Here is a 16,468-nt window from a genome sequence, read left to right as displayed (position 1 = left end):
GTGAAACATGGCAAGGCGAGACTCAATGCAGCAACTTGATGGGCTTTACAAGGGGCAGGAAATGCCCCTTCAGCGTGATATCGAAGCCATTTCGATCCCCTTCGGCAAGAGCGTGACATTGACCGAAGACAGTGTCGTTGCGGTGATGCAGGCCAAGGGCAGCACCGTCAGCGTGGCATTCGAGGGCCGCCTTTTCCTGATCGAGGGCAGCGACCTCGATGCCCTGGGGCTGGATCCGGTGCCCCGGCCGACCCTCGATGAAAGCGCGAGCGAAGAGGACATCGAACAGTTCGTCTGGGATCAGTTGCGGACCTGCTTCGATCCGGAGATCCCGGTTAATATCGTCGATCTGGGGCTGGTCTACGGTTGTCGTATCGAACGCCTGCTTTCCGGTGAACGTATCGTCACCATTCGCATGACACTGACGGCCCCAGGGTGTGGTATGGGCGATGTCATCGCCGAAGATGCCCGGCGCAAGATCCTGGGAGCGCCACAGATCTCCAAAGTCCATGTCGAGACCGTGTTCGATCCACCGTGGAGTCGCGAAATGATGACCGAGGAGGCGCGTCTCGAACTGGGCATGTTCTAGTCGCAAGGGTGACTGGCGACTATCATGACCCTCTGCGCTTGCCTGCTGGCACGAAACGTTAACCCAGACATTCCCGGCTCCCCCTCCAACAAGAGCCGCATGCAGGAGCGAATGTTGCGATGCGGCCGGCCGTGGCTCTATTTGTAAAAAGACTGATCGTGATCCTGACCCTGCTGGTCCTGCTTGCCATTGGCGTTGTGGTGGCGGCCAATGCCTGGGTCCTGGCCAGGACCCAGGATCGCATCGAGAACGACCTGCTTCTTTGTGCCTCCGAACCCGTGGGGGTCGTCTTCGGTACCTCCTACTGGGCGCGTGGCGGCGGGCGTAATCCCTTGTACTCGGCGCGCTTGAGTGCCGCTTCCCAGCTGTTGCGGACCCAACGAGTCCAACACCTCCTGCTTTCCGGCGACAATCGTACGCGTTTCTACAACGAGCCTGTGACCATGTGGCGTGACCTGCGCGCCAACAATGTGCGCGACAGCGACATGACCCTCGACTACGCCGGATTCAGCACCTTCGACACGCTGGTGCGGGCTCGGGAGATATTCGGCGTCTCGCGGTCGCTGCTCATAACCCAGGACTGGCACCTGCCAAGAGCGCTGTTCATTGCCGATGCCCTAGGCATCGACGCGAAGGGGTGTGCCGCTCCGACGCCGGCAGTGAGCGGCGTCTGGCAGCTCCATGTGCGCGAGTGGCTGGCTCGGGTGGCGACTCTGGGTGATCTCTACCTGTGGGGGCGCGAACCCTACTTCCTGGGCCCTCGGGAGCCGCTGCACATTGTGCCGGCGGCACGGTAGCCCAGTCAGTCAGTGTGTTGCTTTATGCCCTCGAGTGGCAACCATGAGGTTGGACGAGCCGGGCAGGCATCGGCGTCAGCGCCGATGCTTGGGTTTCTGCAGGCGATAGAGTTCGCGAATCAAGGCGCGGCAGCCTTTCCAACAGCGCTCGATCACCGGCTCGATGGGGTCTGGCAGGGGGTGGGTGTGCAGTGTCGCCAGGGCCTGCATCAGCACACGCTCCTGTTCGAGAAGCTCGCCGACAAGAACCTGGCTGTCGTCACCGACGAAGCTCTTCAGGCGACTCCATAGCCAGAGGTAGTCGTCCCGCTCGACGTCGGCATCCCGGGGAAGCAGGTTCAAGTGCTGCTTGGCCAAGGCCTGGAGTTCGCGCATGTCGTTGCCGCGCTGTTCGTAATGCGGTTTCAGGGCATCGCGCAGCGAAGGGCGCAGGCGTTCGAGATTGTCCTGAAAGTAATCCAGGCTGTCAGCCAGCGCTTCCAGCACGCTATCCATCGCCACTTGGCGATTATCGAGAAACATGAGCGGTCACCTCCTCCGGTGACGCAGATTGTGCGGGGGAGAACAGTGTTTTTCTACCCCCGGTGCCAAGAAATTGTGCGTTTCCATTATTGTTGTTCGTGTATTGCCCCAACGCTATTGCCAAGATTACCCCTTGGGCTTGGGTGGCGCCTTGTTGGGTGCCTTGCGCGGTATGCTGGCCTGCTTTTCGAGATGTTCGATGATCAGGCCGGCGATATCCTTGCCGGTGGCAGTTTCGATGCCCTGCAGACCGGGCGACGAGTTGACTTCCATGATCACCGGCCCATGGTTGGAGCGCAACAGATCCACACCGGCGACCCTCAGTCCCATGGCCTTGGCGGCGCGAATTGCCGTGGAGCGCTCCTCAGGCGTAATGCGGATTACGCTGGCGCTGCCTCCACGATGCAGGTTGGAGCGAAACTCCCCCTCGGCGGCCTGACGCTTCATCGAGGCCACTACCTTGTCCCCAACCACCAGGCAGCGAATATCGGCGCCCTTGGCTTCCTTGATATACTCCTGGACCATGATATTGGCCTTCATGCCCATGAAGGCCTGGATCACCGACTCGGCGGCCTGATTGGTCTCCGCCAGGACGACGCCGATGCCCTGCGTACCTTCCAGCAGCTTAATGACCAGCGGTGCACCCTTGACCATGGTAATGAGGTCGGGAATGTCGTCTGGCGAATGGGCAAAGCCCGTAATCGGCAACCCCAGTCCCTTGCGTGACAGGAGTTGCAGCGAGCGCAGCTTGTCCCGAGATCGCGTAATGGCCACCGAATCGTTGAGCACGTAGGTGCCCATCATCTCGAACTGGCGCAGCACGGCGCAGCCATAAAAGGTGACCGAGGCGCCGATACGCGGTATGACGGCATCGAAATGCTCGAGCTCCTGACCCTTGTAATGGATGGAGGGGCGATGCGAGGCGATGTTCATATAACAGCGCAGGGTGTCCACGACGCGAACGCTATGACCCCGACTTTCCCCCGCCTCGATCAGACGGCGGGTGGAGTACAGGTTGCGATTACGCGACAGAAGAGCGATGTGCATTGCGTTCTCCGGCCCGAGGATACGGGAGTCGATGAAAGATCAGGGTTCGCCGTGAAGAAAGGCTGTACCGGGTGCGACCAGCAGGCGGCGCATGGCGCGGCGCCCTAGCAGCATGGGGTGACGCATGTTGCTGCGGTCGGTGAGCGACAGCTCCACCGGGAAGTCCAGCTCGCCAAGTTGCATGTGCGTGCGAATCACGAAACGCCATTCCGCCTGGCCGTTGGAGCTGGTCACCTGCCGTCGATCATGTAGATGCAGTCGGACGGGGTGCGCGGGGCTGTCCGGCCCACCACCACGGGTGACGAAGCTGACCCAGACATGGCCGTCTTCCTCATAGGTCTCGATGTCCTCGGCATGCAGGGCCGACGTGCGCGCGCCGGTGTCGGCCTTGCAGCACAGTGTCAGGCCGAGTTCCGGCAAGGTGACCATTTCACGGCGGCCGATGACCGCCTTGGCATGGTAAGGCAATGCTTTCATCGTAATAGGGCTCGGCTCAGTGAATCAATGAGGGGTGGCCAGCTCGGCCAAGCGCCGCCCGGTGGCGGAATCCGGTGATGCCTGGCGCAGACTCAGCAGCAGCGGTAGACGCAGCCTGGGGATCAGCGCCAGGTCGCGGACCACGGTAGCAAAACCGGTGCGCTCGTCGGTTGCCAGTGCCTCGATGAAGCGCGGCAGGCGCTCGGCGTCTTCCAGTTGGGCCCAGCCACGTGCTGCGATGGCGGCCAGCAGATCGGGGCCGCAGGCGGCACCGTCGCTCAGCAGTGCATCGTACCAGGCCCCGACACGCTCCCGCTCACCCTGTCCGACGGCGCGCACGCAGGCGCAGAACGTCTCGATGTCCCCCTGTGAGGCTGCCGCCTCGCCGCGGGCAATGAGGCCCTCGGTCAAGGTAGCCGACGGCGTCACATGTTCCAGACAGTGGCATAGCGGTCGCAGCACGTCCACCGGTAATCTGGTCAGGTGATTGGCGAGAGATTCCGCCTGATCCTGGTCGTGGCGGACAGCGAAATCTGCCAGCCCCTGAAGGCCCAGCGCTTGCCACTGCTCCGCCTCGAGCTGGCCGCTCAGATAGGATTCGGCCAGTTCCAGATGTTCGCTGGCAGGCAGGTTCAGATCGGCACTGGCACGTGCATGCAGCATGGCGCGCTGGGTCAGGTCGGGGGTGAAGGCCAGCGGATTATCCTGCATGAGGTTGTCGACGCGCTGGGTATCGGCGGCATCCAATTGCTGCGCCGTGCGTCCCAGGGTTTCCAGCAAGCGCTGCAGGAAGGCGTCGCGTGGGGCAGGGTCGATCATGCCCTGCTCGTCGAGCGGCAGCGACAGGAACCAGATCAGCGGCTCGTCGCCCAACCGGAAAACGCAAGCCAGCTGAGCGCGCCCCAGCCAAGGCCTCGGCCAGGCAAGTTCCCCACGCTCGAATGCCGCCAAGGTATCGACAGTGCAGGGGGTGACCTGGCGGCCCATGGTGTAAAACTGCGCCTGGGCGCCAGTGCGTACGAAGAATTCACTAAGGGAGAGAATTGGTTGCATATCTTCCTCAAGATCCGGTCGCGCACTGTAGCGCGTCGCCCATGACCTTTCCAGCCTGTCGTTCGGGAACGGTCAAAGTTTGATCAGTTCTCTTCAACAGGCATCCGGTGCGGGTGAGAGGCATCTTTCCCGAGCTTATCCACAGACTCTTTCAGCCAATCTGTGAAATACCTACATTCTCGCCCTTGCTGGGGATAACACAATGTGTGACGCCAGCGGTGGGAATGAACGACTGGCCAGTGTCCGGCGGGGTAAGGATAATGGAAGACAGTCCCGTGAATTCCGAGGTTTCAGCATGACACCACACGCCGAACTCGACCAAGCCCTGTCGCGGCTTGAGGCCACGCTGCGTAGCGTTGACATGTGGAATACGCCACACCCCCAGGCCGAGGCCTTTGATAGCCGTGAGCCATTCTGTGTCGACACCATGGAATTGCCCCAGTGGTTGCGCTATGTGTTCATTGCGCGGCTGCAGGCTCTGGTCGATGCCAAGGGACCGATGCCCGCCACTTGCGACGTGGCTCCAGCGGCCGAGGCCTATCTGCAGAATGCTAGGCCCAGTACGCGTCGGTTGGTCGTCGAGGCCGTCGCCGAGGTGGATCGGATCGTGACGGAGGCCTGATGCCGTATTATTTCGCTTATGGTAGCAACATGAATGTGCAGCGTGTCGCTGCTCGTATCGGTGACACGCGCCGGGCCATGTCCGGTACGCTCAAGGAGTATGCGCTGACCTTCGACAAGGCATCACGTATTCCCGGTATTGCGCATGCCAACGTCACTTCCCGTCCCGGTGAGCAGGTAGAAGGCGTGCTTTTCGAGTTGCTAGAACCGGCGCAGATCGAGCTGATGGACCCGTTCGAAGGCGTGCCGCATGACTATTTTCGTCAACGGCGCAACATTCATACGCCAGAAGGGGAAATCGAGGCATGGGTGTATATTGCGGTTCCCGAACGGACCCGCCCAGCACTCAAGCCGGCCCGCGAGTACCTGGAGCACCTGCTCGCTGGCGAACCGTTCCTGTCTCGGGATTATCATGCTCGCCTGGCCGAAACCGACGCGGTGAGCGGTTTGTGCGATGCCACCCTGGCCGTGCTGGGGCTGTCACGTTTTTCTGCACGCTGACAACAGCACCAGGACTGCTTGACCCAGTCAGGCAGTCCCGGCAGACAGGGTGTCAGAAACGGAAACTGACACCGGCCATGACCACGAGCGGGTCAATTTCCACTTCTCCGATGTCGCTGCCGCCCAGCTCGACATCGGTGTCGATATCCAGGTACCAGGCGGCGGCATTGAGTGCCCAATGCTCGTCGATCAACAGGTCGATACCGAGTTGCCCGGCTGCGCCCCAGGAATTCTCCAGCTTGAGCTCGGGGCCACCCTCCAGTTCCTCGTCCATGAAGAGCGTGTAGTTGATGCCGGCACCGACATAGGGCTGTACACGAGCTGCAGTGCCTCCCAGCGGGTAATACTGCAGGGTCAAGGTCGGTGGAAGGTGTTCGGTGGAGGCGATATTGCTGCCATTGAGTTTGATATCGTGGTCGAAGGGCTCGGCGGCAAGAAGCTCGATGCCCAGCTTGTCGTGGAAGCGATAACCCAGCGTGAAGGCAAAGCCATTGTCGTCCTGGACGTCGGTATCCAGGGTTCCGGCCAGGGTTCCATTGTCATCCTTGGGCGCTACCTTGGCGATACCGACACGGGTATAGATGTCGCCCGCACCATAGGCCAGGACCTGGCCACTGATCAGCAGGGCACCAGTGGCGATGACGGCAGACAGAATGGATTTGCGCATGGCGGACTTCCTTATTGACTCGACCTGAGATGTTCAAATGACCAGCCTCGAGTCTAGTGTTGCCGACGCGCCGCGATATTGATCCAGAACAAGGGGATAGATATTGCGCAAACGACAACGCCGGGCCAAGTGGCCCGGCGTTGATCAGGGTCAACGTCCTGTCTTCGGTCAGAAGCGGAAGGTAACGCCACCGCCAACGGTAAGCGGGTCGACATCGGCTTCATCGCTGACACCGGCGAGGCTGTAGTCCGCATCGAGATCGGTGTAGGAGGCGAAGCCATTGAAGGCGAAGTTCTTGGTGACGAACAGGTCGACACCCAGTTCACCCTTGGCGGCCCAAGTATTATCGATGTTCAGGCCATCGCTCTCACCGGAGAAGCGCGTGTAGTTTGCACCGACGCCCACATAAGGCTGAACCCGGGCATCCAGGCCGCCCAGCGGATAGTACTGCACCATCAGGTCGATGGGCTGCTGTTCGAAGGAGCCTTCATAGGCACCGGCGGAGAACTCATGCTCGAACTCCTCGCTGCTGCCCAGCGTCACGCCCAGCTTGTCGTGCACCATGTAACCCACGCTGCCGACGAAGCCGTTTTCCGATTCGATATTGTCGGAGGCATCGCCTTCCGGGCTGGTCTTGGCGATATCGCCACGCAGCAGGAAGTCTCCGGCCTGGTAGGCAAGTGCGGCCTGGGATACGGTCACGGTGCTACCAGCAACGATAGCGGCGAGAAGCAGTTTGTTCCGAATCATGGCAACCTCCTTGGATGTCGCATCGGCTGCTTGGACAGTCGATCACGACATCGATGTTAGATAAGAAAACGCTGTTTCTTATTGTGAGAGCAAGTATAGGAAACGCTGTTCGACATGTCTTGTAAATTTTTGTTTTCACGCTAACAAGCTCAATTTGCTGCCGTGGGTCATGCACTATTCATGCTTCGCACAATTGGCCATCACGCGCTTTACTAAGGAGGAGCCACATCGGGAGACGAGCATGGAGAAGGCGGATTACAGGCAGGAGTTGAAAGCGCAACTCGTGTCGCTGGGGGCGGCTTCCTTGCTGGCGCTCTGGCTATTGCTGGAGCCACGAATGATCAGTGCGCTTCCGTTGGGCTGGCGTCTTCCGGTCTGGTTGCTCGGGGTCTGGGCCGTGGGGGCGGGGTTCTTTCATGGCATGGGTCTGGTCAGACGGGGCTGGTCAGCTCGATTGCTCGGCGCGCCGTTATGCTGGGGACTGATGGCCTTGCTGTTTCTGGTTCTGCTGATACGCAGCGGCTAGCCACTCTATGGATGCGACAAGGCCACCCGAAGGTGGCCTTGCCGGTAAGTGGCTTCATGCCGGTCGGTCAGGCCTGGTGCACCCGCAGGCGTCCTTGGGCCATTCCGAGATTGGCACACTCTGGATTAGCGAGAGATATGCTGATATTCACCAGCATCTTCAGTAACGCTACTCACCACCATGATTGCAATAAATGAGGCGATGAAGCCCGGAATGATTTCGTACACACCGGGTCCTCCCATGAACTCTCCGTTCCAGCCCAGCAAAATCCAGATCATGACGGTTGCGGCACCGACAATCATGCCTGCGATAGCGCCAGCGCCGTTCGTGCGTGACCACATTAGCGACAGGATGATTACTGGACCGAATGCCGCACCAAAACCTGCCCAGGCGTTACTGACCAGCCCCAGAACCTGTGAGTCCGGATCGGATGCGATGATGGCTGCAACCAGACCAACCAGTACGACACTAATCCGGCCTACTCGGACAGATTCCTTTTCCGTAGCCTCTTTGTGTAGAAACAAGCGGTAGAAGTCTTCTGTCAGTGATGAAGACGAAACCAAAAGCTGGCTGGAAATGGTGCTCATGATCGCAGCGAGCAGTGCGGCATAAAGGAAGCCGGTAATCAGCGGGTGGAACAACAGGTTAGCCAGGATAATAAAGATCGTCTCGGGATCCTGAACGTCCATGCCATTACGGACAGCATAGGCCCGGCCGAACAGGCCTAGAGCAACTGCACCGACCAAGGATACGAGCATCCAGCTCATGCCGATGTTACGGGCAACAGGGACATCCTTCAGTGACCGGATGGCCATGAAGCGCACGATGATGTGAGGCTGGCCGAAATAGCCTAGCCCCCAGGCCACCGCAGACAGCCAACCGATAAAGGTCAGTCCCTCCGTCCATGACAGCAGCGTGGGATCGACTTCATTCAGGGTCTGTGACGCCTGGGAGAAACCGCCGCCACCTTCGCCAAAGATCACGACCATCGGCATGATTACCAGTGCCAGCATCATGATGCAGCCTTGCACGAAGTCCGTCATGCTCACAGCTAGAAAGCCGCCAACCACGGTATAGGCAAGCACTACGACCAAGGTAACGATGACTCCCACCGCATAGTCGCTCAGGCCGCCAATATTGATGACTTCGGAAAATGCGCTTTCGAACAACTTACCGCCTGCAACCAGGCCTGAAGCCGTATAGACCGCAAAGAAAATAACTATGACGATCGCGGATACCGTTCTCAGCGACATAGCCTGGGTCGGGAAGCGGTTTGCCAGAAATGCCGGAATGGTGATCGCATTACCATAGTGAACCGTCTGTTCACGAAGGCGTGGTGCGACCAATATCCAGTTGAAGAGTGCACCCACGAGCAGGCCGATACCAATCCAGGCCGAGCCCAGACCAGACACGAACATGGCCCCAGGCAAGCCCAGCAGCAACCAGCCGCTCATGTCAGACGCACCGGCCGAAAGAGCCGCCACCTGAGGGCTCAAGGCCCGGCCACCCAGCATATAATCCTCGGACGTCGAGGTTGCCTTGCGCATGGCATAAAAGCCGATGGCAATCATGAGCACAAAATAAGCAATAAGGCTGATCCAAACACCAATAGCCATAAAACGTCTCCAGTTTATTAGGCCGGACGTAGCTCCGGCAGGTTGTTGGTACGCGTGCTGGCCACAACGCCTGTGGCGGGCATCGCGTCTAGGGAGAGTGCGAACATAAAGCTTATGGTGGCGTCGTTTTCAACCATGAGAAGCTTCCTTCAGTTTGTTATCGTTAATAGTGAGTAAGTTTCACTCGTCACCCAGAGCCAGCAGGGACGCGTTGCCGCCCAGGGCGGCAGTGTTGACGGTACGCGTCTTTTCGGTAGCGAAGCTCAGCAGGTAGTGTGGACCACCCGCCTTGGGGCCGGTGCCCGATAAGCCCTGGCCGCCGAAAGGCTGCACGCCGACAACGGCGCCGATGATATTACGGTTTACATACACATTGCCCGCACGAATTTTCTCGCTGATGGCCTTGGCGAAGGACTCGTTGCGGCTGTGTACGCCGAATGTCAGGCCATAACCCTTGCCATTGATGGTGTCGATGACCTGGTCCAGTTCGCTGGCCTTGTAGCGGGCAATATGCAGGATCGGACCGAACTGCTCGGTCTCCAGTGCCTGAATGCCTTCGACCTCGAACGCTGTCGGCGCCACGAAAGTGCCATTGCCGGTATGGGCAGGATCGAGCCGGGTTTCGGCGATCAGGCGGCCTTCGCCTGTCATGCGCTCGATGTGTGCCTGCAGCCCCTTGCGGGCGTCTTCGTCGATGACCGGGCCGACGTCGGTGCCCAGATCGCGAGGATCACCGACGCTGAGTTCGGCCATGGCGCCCTTGAGCACTTCGATGATGTGGTCGGCGACGTCCTCCTGGACATAGAGCATGCGCAGGGCCGAACAGCGCTGGCCGGCGCTCTGGAAGGAGGAGCGCACCACGTCCGCGACTACCTGCTCCGGCAGGGCGGTGGAGTCGACGATCATCGCGTTGAGGCCGCCGGTCTCGGCGATCAGCGTGGCGATGGCCGCCTGATCCCGGGCTGCCAGGGCGCGATTGATGATGTGAGCGGTGTCGGTGGAGCCAGTGAACGCCACGCCGGTGATGCGACGATCCGAGGACAGTACGCTGCCCACTGTCGGGCCGTCGCCCGGCAGTAGCTGTACCACATCACGTGGCATGCCGGCTTCATAAAGCAACTCGACGACGCGATGAGCGACCAGAGAGGTCTGCTCGGCGGGCTTGGCCAGCACACAGTTGCCGGAAACGGCCGCGGCTACCATCTGTCCGCAGAAGATCGCCACCGGGAAGTTCCATGGGCTGATGCAGGCGAACACGCCCTTGCCGGTCATGTAGAGTTCGTTGGACTCGCCGGTCGGTCCGGGCAATTGCGTGGCTTCGCCGAACAGGTTGCGGGCACGGTTGGCGTAGTAGCGGCAGAAATCCACGGCCTCGCGGATCTCGTCGACGCCGTCGGTCAGCAGTTTGCCGCCTTCCCGCGAGCACAGGGTCATCAGCTCGGCAAGATGGTTCTCCATGTTGTCAGCGAAGCGCTCGAGAATCTGCGCACGCTCCTCGACCGGCGTGGACTGCCAGCGTGGAAAGGCTGCCCAGGCGGCATCCACCGCTTTCTGCGCCTGCTCCTTGCTGGTCCACTGTACGCTGCCTACCAGTTGGCGGGTATCGTACGGGCAGCGTACCTCGTGGCGTTCGGCGGGCGCGTCAGGCACGTCGAAGGCCAGCAGCGGCTTGACGTGATGCTCCTTGTCCATGAATTTGGCCATCTCGTCGATGAGAGGCTGGTACTGGCTGCGAATATTCAAGTTCACTCCCTTCGAGTTCTTGCGGTTCGGGCCGTAGATATCCTTGGGCAGCGGAATCTTCGGGTTGGCGTAGGTGGCGTACTGCCTCAAGGTTTCCGCGGGGTGAACGCACAGCGACTCGACGGGGACACGTGGGTCGACGAGCTGGTGAACGAATGATGAGTTCGCGCCGTTCTCGAGCAGGCGACGCACCAGGTAGGGCAGCAAGTCCTTGTGAGCGCCTACCGGTGCATAGATACGGCAGTAGGTGCCTTGGGGCGCGCGCTTGAGGGCCGCGTCGTAGAGTGCCTCGCCCATGCCGTGCAGGCGCTGGAATTCGAATGCGCGATCCACGTCGTTGGCCAGCTCCAGAATCGCCGTGATGGTATGGGCGTTATGCGTGGCGAACTGCGGAAAGATCCGGCCGCGCGTATTCTCTGACAGCAGGAAGTTGGCGCAGACCAGGTAGGCCACGTCGGTGTTCACCTTGCGGGTGAATACCGGATAGCCATCGATGCCGAGCTGCTGGGACTCCTTGACCTCGGTATCCCAGTAGGCGCCCTTGACCAGGCGCAGCGGAATCTCGTCACCCTGCATGTCGGCCAGGCGGTTGAGGTAATGCAATGCCGGCAGGGCGCGCTTGGAGTAAGCCTGCACGACCAGGCCGAAATGTCCCCAGCCCTTGCAGACATCGCTCTCGTAGACGGCGCGGAAGACTTCCAGCGACAGCTCGAGGCGGTCGACTTCTTCCGCATCGATGGTAATGGCGACATCATTCTTGCGAGCCAGCGCCGCCAGTTCCTTGACGCTCTCGACCAGCTCTTCCAGTACCTGGCTGCGGCGACCGAACTCGTAGCGGGGGTGCAGGGCCGAGAGCTTGATCGAGATCGAGGGAGAGGGTGTCTTGTCGCCCAGCGAGCGGCTGGTGGCGCCGACGCGCTCGATGGCACGAGCATAGTCTTCAAAGTAGCGCTTGGCATCGGGGCGGGTGCGTGCCGCCTCGCCCAGCATGTCATAGGAATAGGTATAGCCCTTGTCGAACAGGGGCTTGGAGCGCTTGAGTGCCTCGTCGATGGTGCGCCCGAGCACGAACTGGCGCCCCATGATCTTCATTGCCTGGTACATGGCGCTACGGATGACTGGCTCGCCCATGCGGTTGGTCAGGCGATTGATGAAATTGGCCGGTTTGCCGTCGCGTGGCTTGTCCATCTGGATCACACGGCCAGTCATCAAAAGGCCCCAGGTCGAGGCGTTGACGAACCAGGACTCGCTCTGGCCAAGGTGGGATTTCCAGTCGGCCGGCCCCAGCTTGTCCTCGATCAGGGCGTCTGCCGTGGACTTGTCGGGGATGCGCAGCATGGCCTCCGCCAGGCACATCAGCATCAGGCCCTCATGGGTGTCCAGGCTGTACTGCTGGAGTAGCTCGTCGATGGAATCGACGGCGGTATCCATCTCGCGCACTTCGCGGACCAGCTCGGCGGTCTTGTCGGCGATGCGCTTGAAGTCGCCCTCGTCGGCCTGTAACAGGTTGACGAGCTCGCCTACATAGGCATCTTCGTCGACGATGTAATGCTCGCTGAGCTGCCTGAGCAGCGCTTCCGGATCCTGTTGCCAGGTGTTGGCATCCAGCATGGTCTTGGCGTTTAGCATTGTTTGGACCCCATCAGTCATGTCTCGGGAAGGCTCGGCGAAGGCGCCAGAATGCCTGGACAGCGCTTTCCCAAGATGCAAGGCATTTACGGAATGGCGTGAATGTAGGGTGGGAGAGGTCGTCGCGTCTTGCCAATTTCTCGGTTGGATTTGTCAAAAATCCGGAATTTGATGACAAGTGAACGAAAAATACTACGTTGGTCTAGGTCTTGCTATCTATGCCCCGTCGAGTAACGGCATGTGCTGGGTCAGGCTTAACTGAGGATTGCGCCGTAGTTGGCTCGGCGAATGATCGAAGGCGCGCCGGAAGGCATGTGACAACGCGCTCTGGCTCGCGAAGCCTGTGCGTTCTGCCACTTCGTTGAGCGGCATTGTCGAGGTGGTAAGCAGGTAACGGGCCGTCGCTAGGCGCTGACGTAGCAGGTATTGATAGGGCGTGACGCCGGTCTGCTCGCGGAAGCATTCACTGAAATGGGCTTCGCTCAGGCAAGCCTGGCTGGCCAGGTCGGCAACACTCAAGCGCTTGGCGAGGTTGTTCTGGATATAGCTGTCCAGGGCATCGAGATCGAGACGCCGTGAGGGGCAGGGCGTCACATGTAGTCGCGAATGAAGACAGCCGAGAAACGTGGCGGCAAGCAGGTCGCCCTGGGCATGCCGAGGCTGGGAAAGTTCCTGCACGAGAAAGTTCAGGTAGACCCGCAGTGGCTCATCGAGCGCGAAGAAGCGCGGTGCATCGAATAGCCGGGCCAACTCGCGTTGGGCGCCCGACAAGGATGGCGCATTATCGGGAAGGTCGAAGATCAATTGCCGGTTGGCACCAATGCCTTCGTAATAGTGCACATGGTTAGCCGGCACGATACAGCCGGTCAACGGGGCAATACAGCCGCCCAGCCCTTCGATCTCGAATTCGGCATGGCCATCCAGGCCGATCACGATCTGATGAAAGTCATGATCGTGATGCTTGATGGTATTGTCGAGCGGTGTCAGGCGAATGGCGCTGGTCATGTCGCAGCCTCGTGACGACAGATACCGCTACTATAACGACTTGGCCACCCGCACGGAAAGCGGGGCGGTCTCTAGAATTCGCGCTTGCCCTCCTTGTCGATCATGCGCGATGCCAATTCGTCACGCAGCACCCGGAGTTCCTCACGACCACTGCGGGACAACAGCGAGCCGCCCTGGGCAACCTGCCAGGAACGACCGTGTTCATCCATTATCTGCTGGGCCTTGCGTCGCACACCCTCGAGGTAGGCATCGTGGCGTATCGGATAGCCGACGGTGGCGTGCCACTCCGACTCCGTTGCTTGCCCGGCCAGGACCCGGTCGAAAACCTGCAGGAGGTGGCTGGACTCGGTGCGGTAGCGGGGTGTACGCACCATCATCAGCAACCCGACCGTGCCGCCGACCACCAGCAGGCAGATCAGCACGACGACGAGATATAGGCCCAGCGCCATGCGATTACTGGACCAAGCCCAGGGTATCCGACAGTTCACGGATATCCTGGATCTGTTGATTGACGAACTGGGTCATGGCCTCGCCCGACTTATGGAAAGGCAGCAGGCCGTTATCCTGCATGACCTGCTTCCACTCCTCGGAGGCATACAGCGTGTCGAGGTTATCGACCCACCACTGGTAACTTTCGTCCGAGATGCCGCCCGGAAGATAGAAGCCGCGCCAGTTGGGGGCGATCACGTCGATGCCCTGTTCGCGCGCGGTGGGGATGCCGGAAAACTCACCGGGCAGGCGTTCTTCCGAAAATACGGCCAGCAGGCGCAGGTCACCACTTTCCACGAAACCCAAGGCTTCGGACAGATCCCCGGTGAATGCATCGATATGGCCACCGAGCAGTTGGGTAATGGCGACGCTACCCGAGTCGAAAGCCAGGTATTTGATGTCCCTGAGTTCCTCGACACCTGCCTTGCGTGCCGACATGAGAACTTTCAGATGATCGAAACCGCCGGCCACGTCGCCGCCGGAAAAGCTGACGCTGCCGGGGTCCTGCTCAAGGGCGTCGAGTAGCTCGGTCAGGGTGGCATAGGGTGAATCCTTGGCAACCGCGATGATGCCGTAATCGGCGCCCAGAGCGGCTGCCCAACGGACTTGATCGGCATTGCCCTGAGCATAACGGCGCTGGGCGAGGCGTGTCGTGGTCGCGGTGGAGGCGGCGACGATCGTGTCCTCATCACCCTGACGCTTGGCACGCACATGGCTGAAGGCCACGCCGCCGCTGGCGCCGGCAATGTTGATGGTCTGCATGCCGGCAGGAATCAGGTCGAGTTCCTGCAGGGTGCGTGCCACACTGCGGCAGGTGAAATCCCAGCCGCCGCCGGGCTTGGCGGGCGCGATACATTCCGTCTTGCCTTCAGGGATGGCAAGCACGGAACCGGACAAGAGTGTCATCAAGGGAAGGCTGGCCAGGGCCAGGGAGTAAAGCGTTTTCTGCATGGCTATGTGTGCCTTATGGTTATGGGGCTTGAGTGTCCAGGGCGCATAGCCTACCGAATTTCCTCGTTCAACGTTAACGCTCCCATCGTCTGACATAGGGCCATGGCTTTTTTTCATTATAAAATTGTTTTCGATGAGTTAAATCTTGTTTCGTTGCGTCGGGGAATTGACCATGCTGATGAAGTGGCTTTAAAGAAAAGGAGATTCTTCATGGCCAAGCGCAGCTTCAAGATCACCCCGATTGCCGATGTCCGCCACGGCCGTCTCAAGCAGCCGGACTATTGGGCGCTTGTCGAGACGACCGGTGGCGAGGCCAAGGAAATCGACCGCTACCCTTCCTATCCCGAGGCGCTACGTGCCAATCGGGAAATCTGCAGCCGTTTGCCTCATTGATCTGGCGCTATCCCTGTCGATTTTCCGCTACTGGCGTGCGAGCCTATGCTGTTCAGGCATAACGGATAGCTGACCGTTGCCCCATTAGGGGAAGGAACGGGCTGTTGCCGCTGATGTCCCAGTTAGTGGGTGCCACCGATGGCAAGGAATCAGACAAGGAGTTGACCATGATCGAGAGCGCATTGGAGATTCGCGAAGTGCGGGAGCCCGACGGGGATGGTGAGACCCGCTACGAAGTCTACGACAGCGATACAGGAATGCCGGTGGGTGTCTTCGATTCCTACGAAGATGCCAAGTACGAAGTCGAGAGCATGAAGCAATCCAATCGCGAAACCTGGAACAAGAAGAGCGATGCGGACCCCGGGCCCGAATAACCGGCTACCGATTTTTTAGCAGGCGACACGACGAGGGTGGCGAGGCTGAGGCTTTGCCACCCTCGTCGCTTGTGCACGTATTCAAAGCCGGTCGGGTTTCTCGTCCGGGAACGACAATCCGTCATCCCAGTCTTCGCCCTGAGGGCGAATACGAATGAAGTTGAACCACTGGACCCTGATGCGCTTGCCGATCATGTCTTGCACCCGTTCACCCGGCTCGGCATGCGTCTCGTTGACCATGACATCGAAGCTGCCATCGCCGCGCTTCTCGACGATTTCTACATCGAAGGATTGATTGCCGCTCCTGGCCTCGGCCTGGTCTCCAGGCACCAGCGTCTTGGCGCGTTCGATAGGGGGATCGACGATATCCAGTTCCATGATGCGCTCCTTTACGTCCGATCTTTGTCAGCCCTTTCTCTGTGGCAATGCCATCAAGGCAGTGAAACATGCAAAAGTGTAGCGTCGACTGGCAACGTGACAATCGGCTGATAAAACGCAGATAACGCCAAGAGGGGCAGGACAAGGGCGGGAGCGGTACTAGAGGGAAATATGGAGCGGGCAAAGGGATTCGAACCCTCGACCCTCAGCTTGGGAAGCTGATGCTCTACCAACTGAGCTATACCCGCCCGGTAGCGCGATCATAATGAATCGCCGGGCCTCCTGGCAAGCCATGGCGACGATGGCCAGGCCCTTGAACAAAAAAATTCCGATTCAGGGA

Annotated in this window: 19 protein-coding genes and 1 tRNA gene; 7 read left to right on the top strand and 13 right to left on the bottom strand. The window is 59.9% G+C overall.

Going from position 1 to position 16,468, the window contains the following annotated elements; translation table 11 throughout:
* Nucleotides 1-25: 25 nt before the first annotated feature.
* Together sufT and BM194_RS01205 are read left to right on the top strand one after the other, a co-directional pair.
* On the top strand, nucleotides 26-589 hold the full coding sequence (gene sufT / locus BM194_RS01210; RefSeq protein ID WP_092842810.1) for a putative Fe-S cluster assembly protein SufT: 564 nt from the start codon (nucleotides 26-28) through the stop codon (nucleotides 587-589).
* Between the two features lie 131 nt (nucleotides 590-720).
* On the top strand, nucleotides 721-1,386 hold the full coding sequence (locus BM194_RS01205; protein ID WP_244890836.1) for a SanA/YdcF family protein: 666 nt from the start codon (nucleotides 721-723) through the stop codon (nucleotides 1,384-1,386).
* 75 nt (nucleotides 1,387-1,461) lie between these two features.
* On the opposite strand, the gene BM194_RS01200 is transcribed toward BM194_RS01205, so the two are convergent.
* The 4 genes from BM194_RS01200 to BM194_RS01185 all read right to left on the bottom strand — a co-directional run bounded on the left by BM194_RS01200 (nucleotide 1,462) and on the right by BM194_RS01185 (nucleotide 4,485).
* Nucleotides 1,462-1,908: a hypothetical protein gene (locus BM194_RS01200; protein WP_092842808.1), complete on the bottom strand. Its 447-nt coding sequence runs from the start codon at nucleotides 1,906-1,908 to the stop codon at nucleotides 1,462-1,464.
* Nucleotides 1,909-2,034: 126 nt separating this feature from the next.
* Nucleotides 2,035-2,955 carry a 30S ribosomal protein S6--L-glutamate ligase gene (rimK, locus tag BM194_RS01195; RefSeq protein ID WP_092842807.1) on the bottom strand — a complete coding sequence of 307 codons (921 nt, stop codon included), beginning with the start codon at nucleotides 2,953-2,955 and terminating at the stop codon, nucleotides 2,035-2,037.
* A gap of 39 nt (nucleotides 2,956-2,994) precedes the next feature.
* Complete coding sequence (locus tag BM194_RS01190) at nucleotides 2,995-3,432, bottom strand: ATP-dependent zinc protease family protein (RefSeq protein ID WP_092842806.1); 438 nt, start codon at nucleotides 3,430-3,432, stop codon at nucleotides 2,995-2,997.
* 24 nt (nucleotides 3,433-3,456) lie between these two features.
* Nucleotides 3,457-4,485, bottom strand: a complete 1,029-nt coding sequence (locus tag BM194_RS01185; RefSeq protein WP_092842805.1) for a DUF3549 family protein — start codon at nucleotides 4,483-4,485, stop codon at nucleotides 3,457-3,459.
* Nucleotides 4,486-4,780: 295 nt separating this feature from the next.
* On the opposite strand from BM194_RS01185, the gene BM194_RS01180 reads away from it, so the two are divergent.
* Both BM194_RS01180 and BM194_RS01175 read left to right on the top strand, forming a co-directional pair.
* A complete protein-coding gene (locus tag BM194_RS01180; RefSeq protein ID WP_092842804.1) occupies nucleotides 4,781-5,107 on the top strand; it encodes a YqcC family protein in 327 nt (108 codons plus the stop codon).
* Nucleotides 5,107-5,607, top strand: a complete 501-nt coding sequence (locus BM194_RS01175) for a gamma-glutamylcyclotransferase family protein (RefSeq protein WP_092842803.1) — start codon at nucleotides 5,107-5,109, stop codon at nucleotides 5,605-5,607. Before BM194_RS01180 ends, BM194_RS01175 begins: the two co-directional genes overlap by 1 nt.
* Nucleotides 5,608-5,659: 52 nt before the next feature.
* Here the strand turns inward: BM194_RS01175 and BM194_RS01170 are convergent, their stop codons facing one another.
* Complete coding sequence (locus BM194_RS01170) at nucleotides 5,660-6,274, bottom strand: OmpW/AlkL family protein (protein WP_177223303.1); 615 nt, start codon at nucleotides 6,272-6,274, stop codon at nucleotides 5,660-5,662.
* Nucleotides 6,275-6,442: 168 nt separating this feature from the next.
* The gene (locus BM194_RS01165; protein ID WP_092842801.1) at nucleotides 6,443-7,024 is read right to left on the bottom strand and encodes an OmpW/AlkL family protein; all 582 of its coding nucleotides are present in this window, start codon (nucleotides 7,022-7,024) and stop codon (nucleotides 6,443-6,445) included.
* Nucleotides 7,025-7,265: 241 nt separating this feature from the next.
* Here BM194_RS01165 and BM194_RS01160 point away from each other — a divergent pair, with 241 nt between their 5' ends.
* Nucleotides 7,266-7,550: a hypothetical protein gene (locus BM194_RS01160; RefSeq protein WP_092842800.1), complete on the top strand. Its 285-nt coding sequence runs from the start codon at nucleotides 7,266-7,268 to the stop codon at nucleotides 7,548-7,550.
* A 125-nt stretch (nucleotides 7,551-7,675) separates the two neighbouring features.
* On the opposite strand, the gene putP is transcribed toward BM194_RS01160, so the two are convergent.
* From putP to BM194_RS01135, 5 genes are all read right to left on the bottom strand, one after another.
* Nucleotides 7,676-9,166, bottom strand: a complete 1,491-nt coding sequence (putP, locus tag BM194_RS01155; RefSeq protein ID WP_092842799.1) for a sodium/proline symporter PutP — start codon at nucleotides 9,164-9,166, stop codon at nucleotides 7,676-7,678.
* Nucleotides 9,167-9,346: 180 nt separating this feature from the next.
* On the bottom strand, nucleotides 9,347-12,538 hold the full coding sequence (gene putA, locus BM194_RS01150; RefSeq protein WP_092842798.1) for a bifunctional proline dehydrogenase/L-glutamate gamma-semialdehyde dehydrogenase PutA: 3,192 nt from the start codon (nucleotides 12,536-12,538) through the stop codon (nucleotides 9,347-9,349).
* Between the two features lie 216 nt (nucleotides 12,539-12,754).
* Nucleotides 12,755-13,543 (bottom strand): AraC family transcriptional regulator, encoded by a 789-nt coding sequence (locus BM194_RS01145; protein WP_092842797.1) that lies wholly within the window; start codon nucleotides 13,541-13,543, stop codon nucleotides 12,755-12,757.
* Between the two features lie 71 nt (nucleotides 13,544-13,614).
* A complete protein-coding gene (locus BM194_RS01140) occupies nucleotides 13,615-13,992 on the bottom strand; it encodes a hypothetical protein (RefSeq protein WP_092842796.1) in 378 nt (125 codons plus the stop codon).
* A 4-nt stretch (nucleotides 13,993-13,996) separates the two neighbouring features.
* Entirely contained in the window at nucleotides 13,997-14,983 is a 987-nt protein-coding gene (locus tag BM194_RS01135; RefSeq protein ID WP_092842795.1) for a Bug family tripartite tricarboxylate transporter substrate binding protein, read from the bottom strand.
* Between the two features lie 210 nt (nucleotides 14,984-15,193).
* On the opposite strand from BM194_RS01135, the gene BM194_RS01130 reads away from it, so the two are divergent.
* Nucleotides 15,194-15,376, top strand: coding sequence for a hypothetical protein (locus BM194_RS01130; RefSeq protein WP_092842794.1), 183 nt, complete (start codon nucleotides 15,194-15,196; stop codon nucleotides 15,374-15,376).
* Between the two features lie 104 nt (nucleotides 15,377-15,480).
* Complete coding sequence (locus BM194_RS01125) at nucleotides 15,481-15,750, top strand: hypothetical protein (protein ID WP_092842793.1); 270 nt, start codon at nucleotides 15,481-15,483, stop codon at nucleotides 15,748-15,750.
* A gap of 81 nt (nucleotides 15,751-15,831) precedes the next feature.
* Here BM194_RS01125 and BM194_RS01120 read toward each other — a convergent pair whose 3' ends face one another.
* Both BM194_RS01120 and BM194_RS01115 read right to left on the bottom strand, forming a co-directional pair.
* Complete coding sequence (locus BM194_RS01120) at nucleotides 15,832-16,128, bottom strand: hypothetical protein (RefSeq protein ID WP_092842792.1); 297 nt, start codon at nucleotides 16,126-16,128, stop codon at nucleotides 15,832-15,834.
* A 172-nt stretch (nucleotides 16,129-16,300) separates the two neighbouring features.
* Nucleotides 16,301-16,376, bottom strand: a tRNA-Gly gene (locus tag BM194_RS01115).
* Between the last annotated feature and the right edge of the window lie 92 nt (nucleotides 16,377-16,468).

The organism is Modicisalibacter xianhensis (assembly GCF_900113605.1).
In the GTDB taxonomy this organism is placed as follows: Bacteria; Pseudomonadota; Gammaproteobacteria; order Pseudomonadales; family Halomonadaceae; genus Modicisalibacter; species Modicisalibacter xianhensis.
Note: the sequence above shows the minus strand (reverse complement) of the source record. Positions and strands in the feature narration are given on the sequence as shown.